Here is a 13,557-nt window from a genome sequence, read left to right on the forward strand (position 1 = left end):
CCGGTGATGGACCTGCGCCTGCTCCGCTACTTCGTGGCCGTCGCCGAGGAGCGGCACTACGGCCGGGCCGCCGCGCGGCTGCACATGACGCAGCCGCCGCTGAGCCGGGCGATCAGGCAGTTGGAGCGCGACCTCGGGGTCGTCCTGCTGGTGCGGTCGGCGAGCGGGGTGGAGCTGACCGGGGCGGGGACCGCGCTGCACGCCGAGGCCGTCGCCCTGCTGGAGCGGGCGGACCTGGTGCGGTCGCGGATCACCGGGGCGGACGCGTCGCTGACCGTCGGCACGCTCGGCGCGAGCGGCGCGGGCGGGGCGCGGTTGGCGGAGGCGTTCCGGGAGCGGCACCCGGCGACGCGGATCGTGCTGCGGGAGGCGGACTTCACCGACCCGACCGCCGGGGTCCGGGGCGGGCTGGTGGACGTCGCGCTGGCCAGGACCCCGTTCGACGCCACCGGGATCGGCACGCGCGTGCTGCGGCTGGACCCGGTCGGGGCGGTGCTGCGCGCGGACGACCCGCTGGCGGGGCGGCCGTCGCTGACGGTGGCGGACCTGGTGGACCGGCCGTGGTTCCGGCTGCCGGACGGGGTGGACCCGGCGTGGCGGGCCTTCTGGGGCGGGCCGGGCGCGCGGGAGGGGGCGGTGGTGCGGACGGTGGCCGAGTGCGCGCAGGCCGTGCTGTGGAACGGTTCCGTGGGCATCGCGCCGCTCGGCGAGCCGCTGGGGCACGGGCTCGTGTGGGTGCCGCTGACCGATGTGCCGCCGAGCCCGCTCGTGGTGGCCTGGCGCGAGGGCGGGCGCGATCCGCTGGTGCGGTCGTTCGCGCGGATCGCGGTGGAGGTGTTCCGGGGCTGAGGTCCGGGGCGCGCGCACGGTCCGTGCACGTCGTTCACGCGGGGTCGTCATCCTTGCGGCGCAAAGGTTTGCCCGGTAGCCCAGGGGCGCCCGCGGACGTGCGACGGACCGGTGGTCCTCACCGCCCGTGCGCGACGTAGAGTGGCCTGCGCCTCGTCGGTGGGGCACGACGAGTCCGGTTCCGAAGGGGAATGCCGTGAAGCCGCTTGGGGCCTCCGATCCTGCCGCCATCGGCAGCTACCGCGTCTTGGCCGAGCTGGGGCAGGGCGGCATGGGGCGCGTGCTCCTGGGCGCCGGGCCGGACGGCAGGCTGGTCGCGGTCAAGCTGGTCAGCACGGCGCTAGTCGGCGACGCCGAGTTCCGGGCCCGCTTCGCGCGCGAGGTCGCGGCGTCGCGGCGGGTGTCCGGCGCGTACACCGCCGCCGTGGTCGAGGCCGACCCGGACGCCGAGGTGCCGTGGCTGGCGTCGGTGTTCGTGCCGGGACCGTCGTTGCAGCAGGCCGTGGCGACGGCCGGTCCGCTGCCCGAGGAGTCCGCGCTGCGCCTGGCCGCCGGGCTCGCGACGGCGCTGCTGGAGATCCACCGGGTCGGCTTGGCGCACCGGGACCTCAAGCCGTCGAACGTGCTGCTGACCGACGACGGGCCGCGCGTGATCGACTTCGGCATCGCCAAGGCGGTGGACGACCCGAACAGCCAGTTGACGCACACCGGTTCGCTGGTGGGCTCCCCCGGTTTCATGTCGCCGGAGCAGATCGAGACCGGCATGGCGGGCGCGGCGGGCGACGTGTTCTCGCTGGGCGCGGTGCTGGCGGCGGCGTGCACCGGGCGGAGCCCGTTCACCGGGTCGTCCACGTTGCAGACGCTCAACAACGTGGTGGGCGTGCGCGCGGACCTGACGACGCTGCCCCCGCGCGTCCGGCACATCGTGGAGCGCTGCCTGGAGCGCGACCCCGCCGCACGGCCGACGCCCGCGCGGGTGCTGGAGCTGGCGCGGCCGATCCCGCCGTCACCCCGGCCGTGGAGCCCCGGCGTGCACCGGATGATCGCGGAGCAGCGGGCGCAGGTGGAGCGGGTGCTGGCCGGGCAGTCGCCGGTGCCGCCGGTGACGGCCGCCGAGCTGACCGCGCCGGTCGCGATGACGCGCATCCAGATGAAGCCGGTGTTCGACGGCCCCGAGGGCCGCGCGGCCGAGCCCGACGACCGGACGCCGCCTCCGGGCGCGCCGGGGTCGAGGTACCGGTGGGGCACGGTGATCGCGGCGAGCGTGGCGGTGGCCGCGCTGGCGGCGGCGGCGACGATGGTGTTCGTGAACTGGGATCCGGCGCCGACGGCGGCGGGCAACCCGTCGTCCTCCTCGCCCGCCCCGGTCTCGTCGTCGAGCCCCGCCCCGTCGTCCGCGTCGAGCAGCACGACGACGACCACGACGACCACGTCCACCCCGCCGCCGGAGCCGGTGAAGCAGGACCTGTGGCTGTACTGGAACAGCGACCTCCAGGACAACGCGACCTGCCTGAACGAGGGCTGCCTCGTGGGCGGGCCGGGGTACGCGCCTGCGCAGCTGGAGGGCAAGGTGCTGTCGGCGCCCGCGGAGGGCGCGGCGCCGCTGCGCTCGATGTGGCACCCGGAGCGCGGGGACGTGGCGGTGTGCGGGACGGACGAGTGCGTGGCCCAGCAGGAGGTCGTGGGCTACGCGCCGCTGCGCGTGGAGGGCTACGTCCTCTCCGCCCAGGCCCCCGGCACGGTTCCGCTGCGGTTGTACTGGCACGAGGGGCGTGGGGACAACGCGCTGTGCGGGTCGGACAAGTGCGCCGCGGACCAGGAGGCGGTGGGGTACGTGCTGATCCGCACCGAGGGGTTCGTGTACCCGGCCTGAAGCTGAGCCGGGCGACGGTCGAGCTTGAGCCGCGCTTGCCCCACGGGGCGGGCGCGGCTATTTTGTTGAGTGCGCGCAACGATTGTTTTGCGCGGGCAGCGCATATTTGGGCGCATTTATGCGGAAACCGGGCGCACGCGGTTCAAAAGTTTGGGCGAGTGATTGTGGTCACAGTTTTTTCGCGTATCCGATACTTCGCCAATTCGTTTATATAGGAATTTTCACTTTCGTGTGGCCCGAACCGGTGGGCAGGCCATAAAAAAGTTACAGCGCGTTGCTTTAGACACGTAAGGGTGAAAAGCTAGCGGGGCATTTCTCACCCGTTTCGGCCACTTGCGCCCAGGGGTTCCCCGACATCGGGGTCCACTGAAGATCATTGCTTTGACGTGGGCGTCCGCACGCGCTTAGTGTCTTCCCCGCGCAGCGAAGAACGCTCGCGAAGTCACGAAGCGGCATTCCTTCCGAGGTGTCGCACAGTCGAACGACCGCGCACACCGACCCGGAGGGAACGCAGGGAAACAGGAGTCAGATGTCCACGAAATCGCCGGATTTCCTCCCCGCCCATGGCGAGGAGTCGGCGTGGCACCGGAGGTTAACCGAGTTCGCCGTCACGACCAGGCACTACCTCGCGTGGGTGGAGTTCCTGGCGGCGGTGGACTCGCACGAGGGAGGCGAGACCCAGGCGGTCTTGCTGACCGTCCAGGGCCTCGCCCTGGGAATCCAGATGTCCACCTGGCTGCGGCGACAAAAGTGATCCCCCGGCCCGGATTCTGACCTCGGTGTGCCAGCACCGTCGTACGAGCAGATTCCGGGCGTCCAGGGCCATCCAACCGAACGGGTGGCCCTGGACGGGGTTTCCCCGTGCGCAGGACACCCGAGCGAGTGGACGGGTTGTTTTACCGGAGGCGAGGCCGCGCCCACACCCAACATGCGTGGTCGAAGTCGTTCCGAGCACTCCAGGCAACACTTGCCGTAAGCTACCAGAAGCAGCGGCGGCAAGACGACGTTCACCGCGGTGGAAGTTGATTTAGTCCGCCGAACGAGGGATAGCGCGCATGGCGCGGTCAGCCCTTGACGAGGAATTGCTTCTCTCGCGAATGCACCGCCGCAGCGCGGCTCAGGCGTTCAGCGCCGGGTAGTCGGTGTACCCGCGCGCGTCGCCGCCGTAGAACGTGGTCCGGTCCGCCTCGTTGAACTCGCCCGCCTCGATGCGCGCGAGCAGGTCCGGGTTCGCGAGCGCGAGGACGCCGAACGAGGTCACGTCCGCCAGGCCCGACTCGACGTCGGCCAGTCGCGCCGCGATCTCGCCGCCCGCGCGGTTGACCACCAGGCCGGTCGGCCAGTTCGCGCGGATGTGCTTGAGCAGGGCCTCGTCGCCGGCGTGCACGACGTGCAGGTACGCGAGGCCGAGCGGGGCGAGTGCGGCCAGCAGGGCGGTGTAGAGGGGTTCGACGTCGTCCTCGCGGACGTCGTTGTACGGGTTCCCCGGCGAGACGCGGATGCCGGTGCGGCCCGCGCCGATCTCCTCGGCGACGGCGGTGGCGACCTCGACGGCGAACCGGATGCGGCCCTCGACCGTGCCGCCGTACCCGTCGGTGCGGGTGTTGGCGTTGCTGGACAGGAACTGGTGCACCAGGTAGCCGTTGGCGCCGTGGATCTCCACGCCGTCCGCGCCCGCGGCGATCGCGGCGGCGGCGGCGCTGCGGTAGTCGGCGACGGTGGCGGCGATCTCGTCGGTGGACAGGGCGCGCGGCTCGGCGAAGGGCTGCATCCCGGTCGCGGTGACCATCAGCCCCTCGGCCCGGACGGCGGACGGCGCGACGGGCCGGCGGTGGTGCGGGGTGTTGTCGGGGTGGGAGACGCGGCCGACGTGCATGAGCTGCACGACGAGCTTGCCCCCGGCGGCGTGCACCCGGTCGGCGATCTCGCGCCAGCCCTCGACGTGCGCGTCGTCGTGCAGGCCGGGGGTGAGGAGGTAGCCCTGGCCGTCGGCGGAGGGCTGGACGCCCTCGGTGACGAGCAGGCCGAGGGAAGCGCGCTGGGCGTAGTAGTCGGCGGCGAGCGGCGACGGGGTTCCGTCGGGGAGGGCGCGGCTGCGGGTCATCGGGGCCATCGCCAGCCGGTGGGGCAGGTCGATGTCGCCGAGGGTGACGGGGCTGAGGGTGACGGGGCTGAGCGGGGTGGTGGTCACTGGAGGTCCTCCCGGATTCCTTGGCTGGCCACATGAACGTAGCGGTGAATTGAGTGGCCAGCCAACCATCTGGCGCGAGACGATCGGCACAGCCGGGTCGGGAATAGCGCCGCGTGTGCTCCGCGACCGGGTAAAACCGCAGGTGGACGCCTAGGATGGGCGGCACCATGGACCACGACCCATCCCTCGCCCGCGCGTACCCGCTCAGCGCCGCGCTCGTGTCGCTCGTGCGCGCGCACCGCAACTACGCGGCCGAACTGCTGCGCGAGCACGGCTTGCACCCAGGGCAGGAACTGCTGCTGATGAGCCTGTTCGAGCGCGACGGGCAGACCCAGTCGGAACTGCTGGACACCGTGGGCATCGACCCGTCGACGGTGTCGAAGTCGCTGTCCCGGATGCAGCAGGCGGGGCTGGTGGCGCGGGAGCCGACGGCGGAGGACCGGAGGGTGCTGCGGGTCCGGCTGACGGCGGCCGGAGAGGCGCTGCGGGAACCCCTGGAAGGGGTGTGGCGGAGGTTGGAGTCGGTGAGCGCGAAGGGGTTGGACGCGGAGGCGGTGGCGGCGTTCGCGCGCACGGCGGGGGCGATCGAGCGGTCGATCCGGGAGCGGTGAGCGGCGGGCGTCCGGGGGTGGGGCCGCACTGTCCGGACCCGTCGGCGTGCTGTACGGACCTGTCCTGACCTGGCCGGACTTCTTGCCAGGACGCCACTTCCGCCCCTTCGCTGGGGTGACCGCCGCGATCCCGGCGGGCACCGAGCGCAGGGAGAGGCATGACCAGGACGAAGAAGGCGCTGGGCCGCGTGGCGGCGATCGGCGCGGCGCTGCTCGCGCTGACCGTCACGACGGGCACGGCGCAGGCGAGCTGGCACTCGGCGACGGTGGGCGGGCACGGCGCGAACCTGCGCACGTGCGCCGGCAGCGGCTGCGGCTACACGGGGAACCTGTCCGCGTGGACGCGGGTGCGGGTGGTGTGCCAGACGCTGGGCGAGCGGGTCACGGGGTACTACGGCGCCAGCGCGCTCTGGGACTACGTCGTCTGGGAGGGCACCGGCAGGGAGGGCTTCGCCGCCGACGCCAACATCAACACCGGCTACAGCTCCTGGATCCCCGGCATCGACGTCTGCCGCTGACCCCGGCTGACCTGATCGCGGGGTGGGGTCGCGGCCACCCCGCGATCAGAGGGCCGCGCTGAGCAGGAGCAGGCAGAGCAGGGCCGCGCCGAACCCGCGCGCCAGTCGTGCCGACCAGGGCGGGGCGAGGCGCGCGGGTTCGCGGTCGACGACCGGGCCCAGCACGACGGCCTCGGCGCGCAGCAGCGAGGTCTCCCCCGCGCCGAGGACGACGAGCGCGCCACCGGCGGGCAGTTCCGCGAGGGCTTCGAGAACGGTCCTGGCCAATTCCTCGTTCCCACGGGAAATCCGTTCCGCGCATTCGGGAAACGGCACGGCGCCGCGTCCCGGCGTGCCGGGTGGCGCGCGGTGCGCTTTCTCCAGCGCGGCGCGCACGGCCCCCACCAACCCGTCCCCGGTCGCCCTGCAGCGCTCCAGCACGCGCACGACCTGATCGGCTCGCCCGACCAGGGGAAGGTGCCTGCCGGAGAAGTACCCGCCGAGGGTGCTGGCCGGGACGTCGACCGCTCTGGCCAGTTCGCGGATGGACCGGCCGCCCGCCGACCGCGCCCCGCGCAGCAGCGCGGTGAACTCCTCCCGGCTGCCGACCCGCTCGAACTCCAGGACCCAGTCACGATTCTCCGGAGCGACGCCCGCTCCGGGAGGGTTCAGCTCGACCGCCCCGGAATCGTTGGTCGGCGGGAAGCCCGGCGGAATCCACCACCAGGCTGACAGCGCGGCGGGGTGTTCACCGAGTTCTGCGGTCGTGCGCCGGACAGCGGTGTTCGTCCGCAGAACTGCGAGCGGGTGGGGGGAATTCTCCCCGTGCCGCGACGGCCGCGTGGCAGAGTGCCCGGTGTGCTCCCCGACATGACGCTGCTGCGCCAGCTGGTCGACTCCGCCCCGTCGATCCGCCCGTGGTCCACGCCCGCGCCCGAGGGGCTGCTGCGCTCGGTCGAGCTGTCCGCCGGGACCGCCCTGCCGCGGTCCTACCGGTGGTGGCTGGCGGAGTTCGGCGGCGGGGTGGTCGACGGGACGCCGCTGGGGACCCAGGAGTTCGACGCGGACGGCCTGGTGTTCTGGCGGGACGGGGACTGCGGGGCTGCTTACCGGTTCGGGGACGAGGTCGGCGGGGAGCGGTGCGTGGTGGGTGACGAGGGGGTGGTCGCCGAGTCGTTCGCCGGGTTCCTGACCACGCGGGTCGCGCTGGCGCTCGGCCTGCGCGACGGCCCGAACCCGGCCGTGGCCCGGCTGTGGCGCGCGACGCCCGGAGTGCTGCTGGACAACGGGGTGCACGTGTACGGGCCGGACTCGTTCGGGGAGCGGAACGCCACGGTCGAGGTCGCGCGCTACGCGCCGCACTGGGTGCTGGTGGGCGACGACAGCGGCGGGGCGGGGTTGTTCATGCGGCGGCACGGGCGGGACCGGGAATCGGTGCACCGGCTGGACCTCGGGGCGGTGGGGCCGGACGTCGCGGAGGACGGCGAGCTGGTGACCGCGGACCTGGTGGGGTGGGTGGAGGCGGGCGGGGAGCTGTGACGGGACGGCTCCCTTCGGCGATCGGAACGCGCCGGCCAGGGCGGAACCGCAGGGCTGCGGCGACCTGACGGCGGTTCCGGGGCACTGTTCGGGTTCCTGCACGGCGCCAACCGCGTCAGCTACCCACACGGCTGCGAACAGGCGAGCACACGTCCCCGGACTCGCACACGTTCGGCCCGTGCGGCCAGACCACGTGGCCAACGCGGTGACGGCGCCGATGTTCCGCGCCACGACAGCGGGAGTGGGAGCGGGCAGGCTGTTCGGGATGACGTCCGCGCAGAGCTACCGGGCGGGCGCGTTCGACGACAACGTGGTGCGCGCGATCGAGTGGCTGGCCGACCTCGTGGCCAGGGTGCTCACCCAGGAGGACGGGGACCGGCAGGCGTTGCGCAGGCTTCCCGCCGGGGACACCTCGGGGGCGGTCACCTCGAACCACGTGGTGGAGTTCCTGAACTCGCGCGTCGACGGCGGTCCGGAGCAGCGGTCCCTGTCGCTCACGCCCGCGGAGCAGGAGGTCGCGCTGCGGTTGACGAACGGCTTGGACAACGACCGGATGGCGGCCGAACCGGGGCGCAGCCCCAACACGATCAAGGCGCACCTGCGGGGGATCTTCCGCAAGCACGGCACGACCAGCAGGCTGCTGGTGGCCGCGGACGTGCGCGGGCACCTGGTCGGGTGATCCCCCGGGTGAGACCGAAGGTGGCAGGGCCTGGTCCGCTGAACGAGGTTCCCCGCTGCCCGACCCCCAGGACGGGCAGCGGGGACAGGGGTCAGGACACGTTGCGGATCATTCGTCGCAGCACCCCCAGCGCCGCCACGTAGTCCGCGTCGTCGACGCCCTCGTGGATGCGCTCGCGCAGGCGCGGCGTGGTCGCCTTCACCGCCACCCGCGCCCGCTCCCCCGCCTCCGTGATCGTCAGCCCTCCCGCCTCGTCGCGGGACAGCTGGCCCTTGGCCACCAGGGCCTCCGACTCCGCGTCCAGGTCGTCCTCCGCGCGCAGGTAGGTCGCCATCGCGGCCCTCAGTTCGGGCACGGTCATGGGGGCGCCGTCCGGCGAGAGGTCCGCCGGGGAGAGGTTGCGCAGCAACCAGAACTGGGGCTGCGTGATCCCCTGCTCGGCCAGGTGCGCCCTGGTGAAGGCGATCAGGGCCTGGTAGGCCACGCCGGTCCAGTACGCGGCGGGCTCGGCCGCCGGATCGGTGGTGGGCATGTGCGGAACACCTCTCGCCGTGGGGAAAGCCAGCGAGGGGAACGGTAGGACTTCGAGTTTGGTCCAGGTCAAGGGTGACCGGAGAACCGGGCGGCGCAACGACTTCAGCGTCCCATCCGCTCCGCCGCCCAGGCCAGCGCCTCCGGGCCCGCCCCGTCCGCCGACAGCTCGGCCCGGCCCAGGAACGCCGTCGTCGGGTGCGCGCGCAGCTCCCGTCGCACCTCCCCCGGCTCCCCCGCCGCGACCAGGTCGCACAACCGCCGGTGTCGCGCCGCCAGTTCGTGCAGCGTCTCCGTCTCCTCGTGCGCGCCCCGGTTCAGGTTCATCAGCACGCCCAGCGGATGCGCGATCGTCTCGAACGCGGCGGTCAGCCTCCGGTTGTCCGGCAGGCCGATGAACGCCCGGTGGAAAGCCAGGCCGTCCAGGGCCGCCGGGGCGCCGTCGGCCGCGTCGGCCGCCGCCTCCATGCGGCGCACCGCCGCGTCCAGGCGCGCCAGCGGCGCCGGGCGGGCCGGGACGCCCGCCTCCACCGCCAGCTCCTCCAGGTGCTCGCGCAGCACCACGATCTCGTGCGCGTCCCGCAGCGTCAGCGTCACCACCCGCCACCCCGCGCGCGGCACGTGCTCGACCAGGCCGTCGCGCTCCAGCACGCGCAGCGCCTCGCGCAGCGCGGCCCGGCTCACCCCGACGTCGTCGGCCACCGCCTGCTCCACCAGGTGCTGCCCCAGCGCCAGCCGCCCGGTGAGGACGCGCGCCCTCAGCTCCGTCGCCGCCAGGTCCGTGACGCTGGTCGGACCGCCGATCCGGCCGCCCTCGCGCCTGCCACGCCCCGCCACACGGGCCTCCTCGCCTCGACGCGGCCAACCCTAGTCAGCGCACCACCCGCCTCGGCACCACCACCGGCCGCCCCGTCTCCGGGTCGGTCAGCACGCCGCACTCCACGTCGAACACCTCCCGCAGCAGCGGCGGCGTGAGCACCCGCGCCACCGGACCGGACGCCACGACCCGGCCGTCGCGCATCGCCACCACGCGCTCGGCGTACCGGGCGGCCAGGCCGAGGTCGTGCAGGACCATCACCACCGTCAAGCCCCGCAACGAGGTCACCGTGTCCAGCACGTCCAGCTGGTGCGCCACGTCCAGGTGGTTCGTCGGCTCGTCCAGCAGCAGCACGTCGGTGCGCTGCGCCAGCGCCAGCGCGATCCACGCCCGCTGCCGCTGCCCGCCCGACAGGGTGTGCAGCGGCCGGTCCGCCAGCTCCGCCAGACCCGTGCGGCGCAACGCGTCCAGCACGATCTCCTCGTCCGGCCTCGACCACTGGTCGTACCAGCGGCGGTGCGGGTCGCGGCCGCGCGTCACCAGGTCCACCACGGTCAGCCCGTCCGGCGCCTGCGGTTCCTGCGGCAGCAGGGCGACCTTGCGGGCGAACGCGCGCGGCGGGGTTCGGCGCACGTCCTCGCCGTCCAGCAGCACCCGGCCGGAATCCGTTGGCAGCAAGCGGGAGAGGGCGCGCAGCAAGGTGGACTTGCCGCACCCGTTGGGCCCCACGACCGCGGTCACCGACCCGGTCGGCACGGTCAGCCCGACCCCGTCCACGGCCGCGTGGCCGCCGAAGCGCACCACCAGCTCCTCGGCGCGCAGCGTCGTGCTCATGACGGGAACCTCCGGGAACGGACCAGCAACCACACCAGGAAAGGCGCGCCGACCGCGGCGGTCACCGCGCCCGCGGGGACCGTGATCGGCGCGAAAGCCGTGCGCGCCACCAGATCCGCCGCGAGCAGCAGCCCGGCGCCGAGCGCGGCGGAGGCGGCGAGCGGGGGACGTGGCGCGGCGCAGGACAGGCGCGCCAGGTGCGGGGCGACCAGCGCCACGAACCCGACCGGGCCCACGGCGGACGCCGCGACCGACGCCAGCACCACCGCGCACAGCAGCAGCGCCACGACCACCCGGCCCGCGCGGTGCCCGAGCGCCGACGCGACCGGGAAACCCAGCTGCACGGCGGGAATCCGGGCCGACAGCGGCACGAGCGCCAGCGCCACCAGCAGCAGCGCGACCGAGGTGCCGCCCACCTCGGCCCAGCCGCGCCCGGTCAACGACCCGGCGAGCCAGGCGTTCGCGCGCTCCACGTCGTCGACGCGCGCGGCCAGCAGCAGCCAGCCGGTGATCCCGCCGAAGAACGCCGACACGCCCACCCCGACCAGCAGCGGTCGCAGGCCGGTCGCGCCGGTGGTGGTCAGCAGCGCGGCGGTCAGCCCGGCCGCGAGCAGCCCGCCGAGCAGGGCCGCCACCGGCACGCCCACGGCGCGCAGCGCGCCACCGGCCGAGCCCTCCAGCACGAACACCGCCACCGCGCCCGTGCCCGCACCGGCGGTGACGCCGAGCAGGTCCGGGCTGGCCAGCGCGTTGCGCGCCACGGTCTGCGTGATCGCCCCGGACACCGCGAGCATCGCCCCGACCACGGCCGCCAGCACCACCCTGGGCAGCCGCAGGTCGAGCACGATCAGCCGCTCCCGCCGCGCCCCGCCGCCCAGCAGCACGTCCAGCACGCGGGCGGGCGCGAGCGGGAAGTCGCCGGAACCCAGTGCCAGCACGGTGGAACCGGCCGCCACGAGCAGCGCGAGCGCGGTCACCAGCGCGGTCCTGGGCCGCCAGCGGGCGGTCACCGGGCCGAGCGCGAGCACCCGCCAGTCCCGGCTCACCGCGCGCCCCGCAGGTGCCGCACGACGACCAGCAGGAACGCCGGACCGCCGGCCACGCCGAGCACGATCCCCACCGGCAGCTCGGCGGGCGCGATCACCACCCGCCCGAGGACGTCCGCCAGCAGCACCAGGACCGCGCCCGCGACCGCGCACACCGGCAGCAGCGCCCGGTGGTCCGGCCCGGTGACCCCGCGCACCAGGTGCGGCGCGACCAGCCCGACGAACCCGAGCGACCCGACCAGCGCCGTCGCCGACCCGACCAGCAGGGTCACCGCCAGCAGGCCGACCAGGCGCGCGGGCAGCAGGCGGCGGCCGAGGGCGCGGGCCAGGTCGTCGCCGAGCGCGAGGGTGTTGAGCGCGGGCGCGTGGGCGAGCGCCACCAGCAGGCCCAGCAGCAGCGGGGGTCCGGCGGCGGCGACCACGTCGAACCCGCGACCGCCCGCGAGCGAGCCGACCGTCCAGAAGCGGTGCACGTCGAGCGCGCCCGCGTCGAGCAGCAGCAGCACGCCGGTGATCGCGCTCAGCAGCGCCGAGACCGCCGCACCGGCGAGCGCGAGCGACGCGGGTGAGGCGTCCCGCCGACGTCCGGCGGCCAGGCCGATCGCGGTGACCACGACCGTGCCGAGCGCGGCGCCCGCGAACGCGAACCACAGGTAGCCGTCCGGGGTGGTCAGGCCGAGCAGGGAGATCGCCAGCACCACGGCCAGCGACGCGCCCGAGGTGACGCCGAGCAGTCCGGGGTCGGCCAGCGGGTTGCGGGTGTGGCCCTGCACCAGCGCGCCCGCCACGGCCAGCGCGCAGCCGCCGAGCAGGCCGATGACCGTGCGGGGCAACCGCTGGCCCAGCACGATCGCCGAGGACTCCGGGTCGCCGTCGCCGAGCAGCGCCGCCCAGACCTGCGCGGGCGACAGGCCACGGCCGCCGACCAGCAGGCTCAGCAGGACCGCGCCCACCAGGAGGGCGAGCAGCGCGAGCGCGCCGGCGGGGAGGCGCCTGCCTGATGACGGGCGTGGGGCCCCGGTCCGGACGACGCGGGTCTCGGCGACGGCGGTCGCGGTCACGGTCACGGTCGCGGTCACTACAGGGTCTTCAGCAGCTGCTCGACCACGTCCAGGCAGTGCAGCGCGGTGAGCGCGGCGCCCTCGTGGGTCTGCTTGTCCGAGCGGACGACGTGCCCGTCGCGCACGGCCGGGAGCTGCTGGTACAGCGCCGAACCCCGCACCTGCTCCCAGGTCCGGGGGTCGTTGACCAGGGGGATCAGCGCGCCCGCGTCGCCGAACCCGGCGAGCAGCTGCTCGGGCCCGAACTCGGCTTTGCCGGTCTCGACGGCCTTCGCGAACGCGGCGGAGGGCTTGGCGCCCAGGTCGGTCAGCACGGTGGACATGAGCCTGCCCGGCCGGACCTCGGCCTTCTCGGAGGAGATCACGACGGGCGCGAAGGTCGTGCCCGCGAGCTGGGTGGCGTAGGTGGCGGACAGCTCGGCGACGCGCTCGTCGTAGTCGGTGATCAGCGCCTCGGCCCGGTCCTCGCGCCCGGTGGCCCGGCCGACCAGGCGCAGGTCGTCCTGCCAGGTGCTCTTGCCCTGGTCGCCGATGGCGAGCACGGGCGCGATGGCCTCCAGCTCGGCGCGGATGGGCTCGACGTCGTCGACGCGGCTGACGATCAGGTCGGGCGCGGCGGCGGCGATGGCCTCCAGGTTGATCTCGTCGGACAGGAAGAGCTCCTTCGCCCCCTTGTCGCGCGCGGCGGCGAGCCGGTCGGCGAGCGGCGACTCCAGGTCGAGCGAACCGGCCTCCTCGTACGGGTGGCCGACGAGGGGCAGGTCGAGCGAGAGGACGACGTCCAGGTCTCGGCGGCCCTCCAGGACGACCACCGAGTCGATCCGGGCGGGGACGGTGACCGGCCCGAGGAGGGTGTCGACGGTGCGCCCCTCGGGGGCCGGGGACTCGGCGGCGGTGCCGGAACCGCAGGCGGACAGGGCCGCGACGCAGGTCAGGAGCAGGGCGGCGGGGCGGAGGCGCCCGAGGAGCAGCATGTAGTGAGGCTAACCTAACTCAGTCGACCAGCTAGTGCGCGGGGTCCCCGAGCGA

At 74.3% G+C, this 13,557-nt stretch carries 15 protein-coding genes and 1 pseudogene; 7 read left to right on the forward strand and 9 right to left on the reverse strand.

Annotated elements, in window-relative coordinates; genetic code table 11:
* Positions 1–6: 6 nt before the first annotated feature.
* From AMIR_RS24305 to AMIR_RS24315, 3 genes are all read left to right on the forward strand, one after another.
* The gene (locus AMIR_RS24305) at positions 7–849 is read left to right on the forward strand and encodes a LysR family transcriptional regulator (protein ID WP_015803606.1); all 843 of its coding nucleotides are present in this window, start codon (positions 7–9) and stop codon (positions 847–849) included.
* A 196-nt stretch (positions 850–1,045) separates the two neighbouring features.
* Positions 1,046–2,722, forward strand: coding sequence for a serine/threonine-protein kinase (locus tag AMIR_RS41275; RefSeq protein ID WP_015803607.1), 1,677 nt, complete (start codon positions 1,046–1,048; stop codon positions 2,720–2,722).
* Positions 2,723–3,251: 529 nt separating this feature from the next.
* On the forward strand, positions 3,252–3,476 hold the full coding sequence (locus AMIR_RS24315; RefSeq protein ID WP_015803608.1) for a hypothetical protein: 225 nt from the start codon (positions 3,252–3,254) through the stop codon (positions 3,474–3,476).
* A 363-nt stretch (positions 3,477–3,839) separates the two neighbouring features.
* Here AMIR_RS24315 and AMIR_RS24320 read toward each other — a convergent pair whose 3' ends face one another.
* Complete coding sequence (locus AMIR_RS24320) at positions 3,840–4,913, reverse strand: alkene reductase (RefSeq protein ID WP_015803609.1); 1,074 nt, start codon at positions 4,911–4,913, stop codon at positions 3,840–3,842.
* Positions 4,914–5,068: 155 nt separating this feature from the next.
* On the opposite strand from AMIR_RS24320, the gene AMIR_RS24325 reads away from it, so the two are divergent.
* Together AMIR_RS24325 and AMIR_RS24330 are read left to right on the forward strand one after the other, a co-directional pair.
* Positions 5,069–5,524 (forward strand): MarR family winged helix-turn-helix transcriptional regulator, encoded by a 456-nt coding sequence (locus AMIR_RS24325; protein WP_015803610.1) that lies wholly within the window; start codon positions 5,069–5,071, stop codon positions 5,522–5,524.
* A 158-nt stretch (positions 5,525–5,682) separates the two neighbouring features.
* Entirely contained in the window at positions 5,683–6,042 is a 360-nt protein-coding gene (locus AMIR_RS24330; RefSeq protein WP_015803611.1) for a hypothetical protein, read from the forward strand.
* A gap of 45 nt (positions 6,043–6,087) precedes the next feature.
* Here AMIR_RS24330 and AMIR_RS24335 read toward each other — a convergent pair whose 3' ends face one another.
* The gene (locus AMIR_RS24335; protein ID WP_041836992.1) at positions 6,088–6,309 is read right to left on the reverse strand and encodes a hypothetical protein; all 222 of its coding nucleotides are present in this window, start codon (positions 6,307–6,309) and stop codon (positions 6,088–6,090) included.
* Between the two features lie 135 nt (positions 6,310–6,444).
* Positions 6,445–6,909: pseudogene (locus AMIR_RS43310) on the reverse strand (helix-turn-helix domain-containing protein); the annotation flags it as partial.
* On the opposite strand from AMIR_RS43310, the gene AMIR_RS24340 reads away from it, so the two are divergent.
* On the forward strand, positions 6,880–7,560 hold the full coding sequence (locus AMIR_RS24340) for an SMI1/KNR4 family protein (RefSeq protein WP_118948462.1): 681 nt from the start codon (positions 6,880–6,882) through the stop codon (positions 7,558–7,560). The pseudogene AMIR_RS43310 and the gene AMIR_RS24340 sit on opposite strands and share 30 nt — an antisense overlap.
* A gap of 178 nt (positions 7,561–7,738) precedes the next feature.
* On the forward strand, positions 7,739–8,239 hold the full coding sequence (locus AMIR_RS36185) for a helix-turn-helix domain-containing protein (RefSeq protein ID WP_143760871.1): 501 nt from the start codon (positions 7,739–7,741) through the stop codon (positions 8,237–8,239).
* A 91-nt stretch (positions 8,240–8,330) separates the two neighbouring features.
* Here the strand turns inward: AMIR_RS36185 and AMIR_RS24350 are convergent, their stop codons facing one another.
* The 6 genes from AMIR_RS24350 to AMIR_RS24375 form a co-directional block, all read right to left on the reverse strand.
* Positions 8,331–8,771, reverse strand: coding sequence for a MarR family winged helix-turn-helix transcriptional regulator (locus AMIR_RS24350; protein WP_015803615.1), 441 nt, complete (start codon positions 8,769–8,771; stop codon positions 8,331–8,333).
* A gap of 104 nt (positions 8,772–8,875) precedes the next feature.
* The gene (locus tag AMIR_RS24355) at positions 8,876–9,607 is read right to left on the reverse strand and encodes a GntR family transcriptional regulator (protein WP_015803616.1); all 732 of its coding nucleotides are present in this window, start codon (positions 9,605–9,607) and stop codon (positions 8,876–8,878) included.
* 34 nt (positions 9,608–9,641) lie between these two features.
* Positions 9,642–10,421, reverse strand: coding sequence for an ABC transporter ATP-binding protein (locus tag AMIR_RS24360; protein ID WP_015803617.1), 780 nt, complete (start codon positions 10,419–10,421; stop codon positions 9,642–9,644).
* Positions 10,418–11,467, reverse strand: coding sequence for a FecCD family ABC transporter permease (locus AMIR_RS24365; RefSeq protein ID WP_015803618.1), 1,050 nt, complete (start codon positions 11,465–11,467; stop codon positions 10,418–10,420). Before AMIR_RS24365 ends, AMIR_RS24360 begins: the two co-directional genes overlap by 4 nt.
* Positions 11,464–12,546 (reverse strand): FecCD family ABC transporter permease, encoded by a 1,083-nt coding sequence (locus AMIR_RS24370; RefSeq protein WP_015803619.1) that lies wholly within the window; start codon positions 12,544–12,546, stop codon positions 11,464–11,466. The genes AMIR_RS24365 and AMIR_RS24370 overlap by 4 nt, the downstream gene beginning before the upstream one ends.
* Positions 12,546–13,502 carry an ABC transporter substrate-binding protein gene (locus AMIR_RS24375; RefSeq protein ID WP_015803620.1) on the reverse strand — a complete coding sequence of 319 codons (957 nt, stop codon included), beginning with the start codon at positions 13,500–13,502 and terminating at the stop codon, positions 12,546–12,548. The genes AMIR_RS24370 and AMIR_RS24375 overlap by 1 nt, the downstream gene beginning before the upstream one ends.
* Positions 13,503–13,557 lie beyond the last annotated feature (55 nt).

The sequence above is a fragment of the Actinosynnema mirum DSM 43827 genome, from assembly GCF_000023245.1.
GTDB classification, from domain to species: domain Bacteria; phylum Actinomycetota; class Actinomycetes; order Mycobacteriales; family Pseudonocardiaceae; genus Actinosynnema; species Actinosynnema mirum.

Coding starts and splice junctions, on each gene's coding strand:
- AMIR_RS24305 (WP_015803606.1), top strand. CDS start 7: ATGGACCTGCGCCTGCTCCGCTACTTCGTGGCCGTCGCCGAGGAGCGG.
- AMIR_RS24315 (WP_015803608.1), top strand. CDS start 3,252: ATGTCCACGAAATCGCCGGATTTCCTCCCCGCCCATGGCGAGGAGTCG.
- AMIR_RS24325 (WP_015803610.1), top strand. CDS start 5,069: ATGGGCGGCACCATGGACCACGACCCATCCCTCGCCCGCGCGTACCCG.
- AMIR_RS24330 (WP_015803611.1), top strand. CDS start 5,683: ATGACCAGGACGAAGAAGGCGCTGGGCCGCGTGGCGGCGATCGGCGCG.
- AMIR_RS24350 (WP_015803615.1), bottom strand. CDS start 8,771: ATGCCCACCACCGATCCGGCGGCCGAGCCCGCCGCGTACTGGACCGGC.
- AMIR_RS24360 (WP_015803617.1), bottom strand. CDS start 10,421: ATGAGCACGACGCTGCGCGCCGAGGAGCTGGTGGTGCGCTTCGGCGGC.
- AMIR_RS24375 (WP_015803620.1), bottom strand. CDS start 13,502: ATGCTGCTCCTCGGGCGCCTCCGCCCCGCCGCCCTGCTCCTGACCTGC.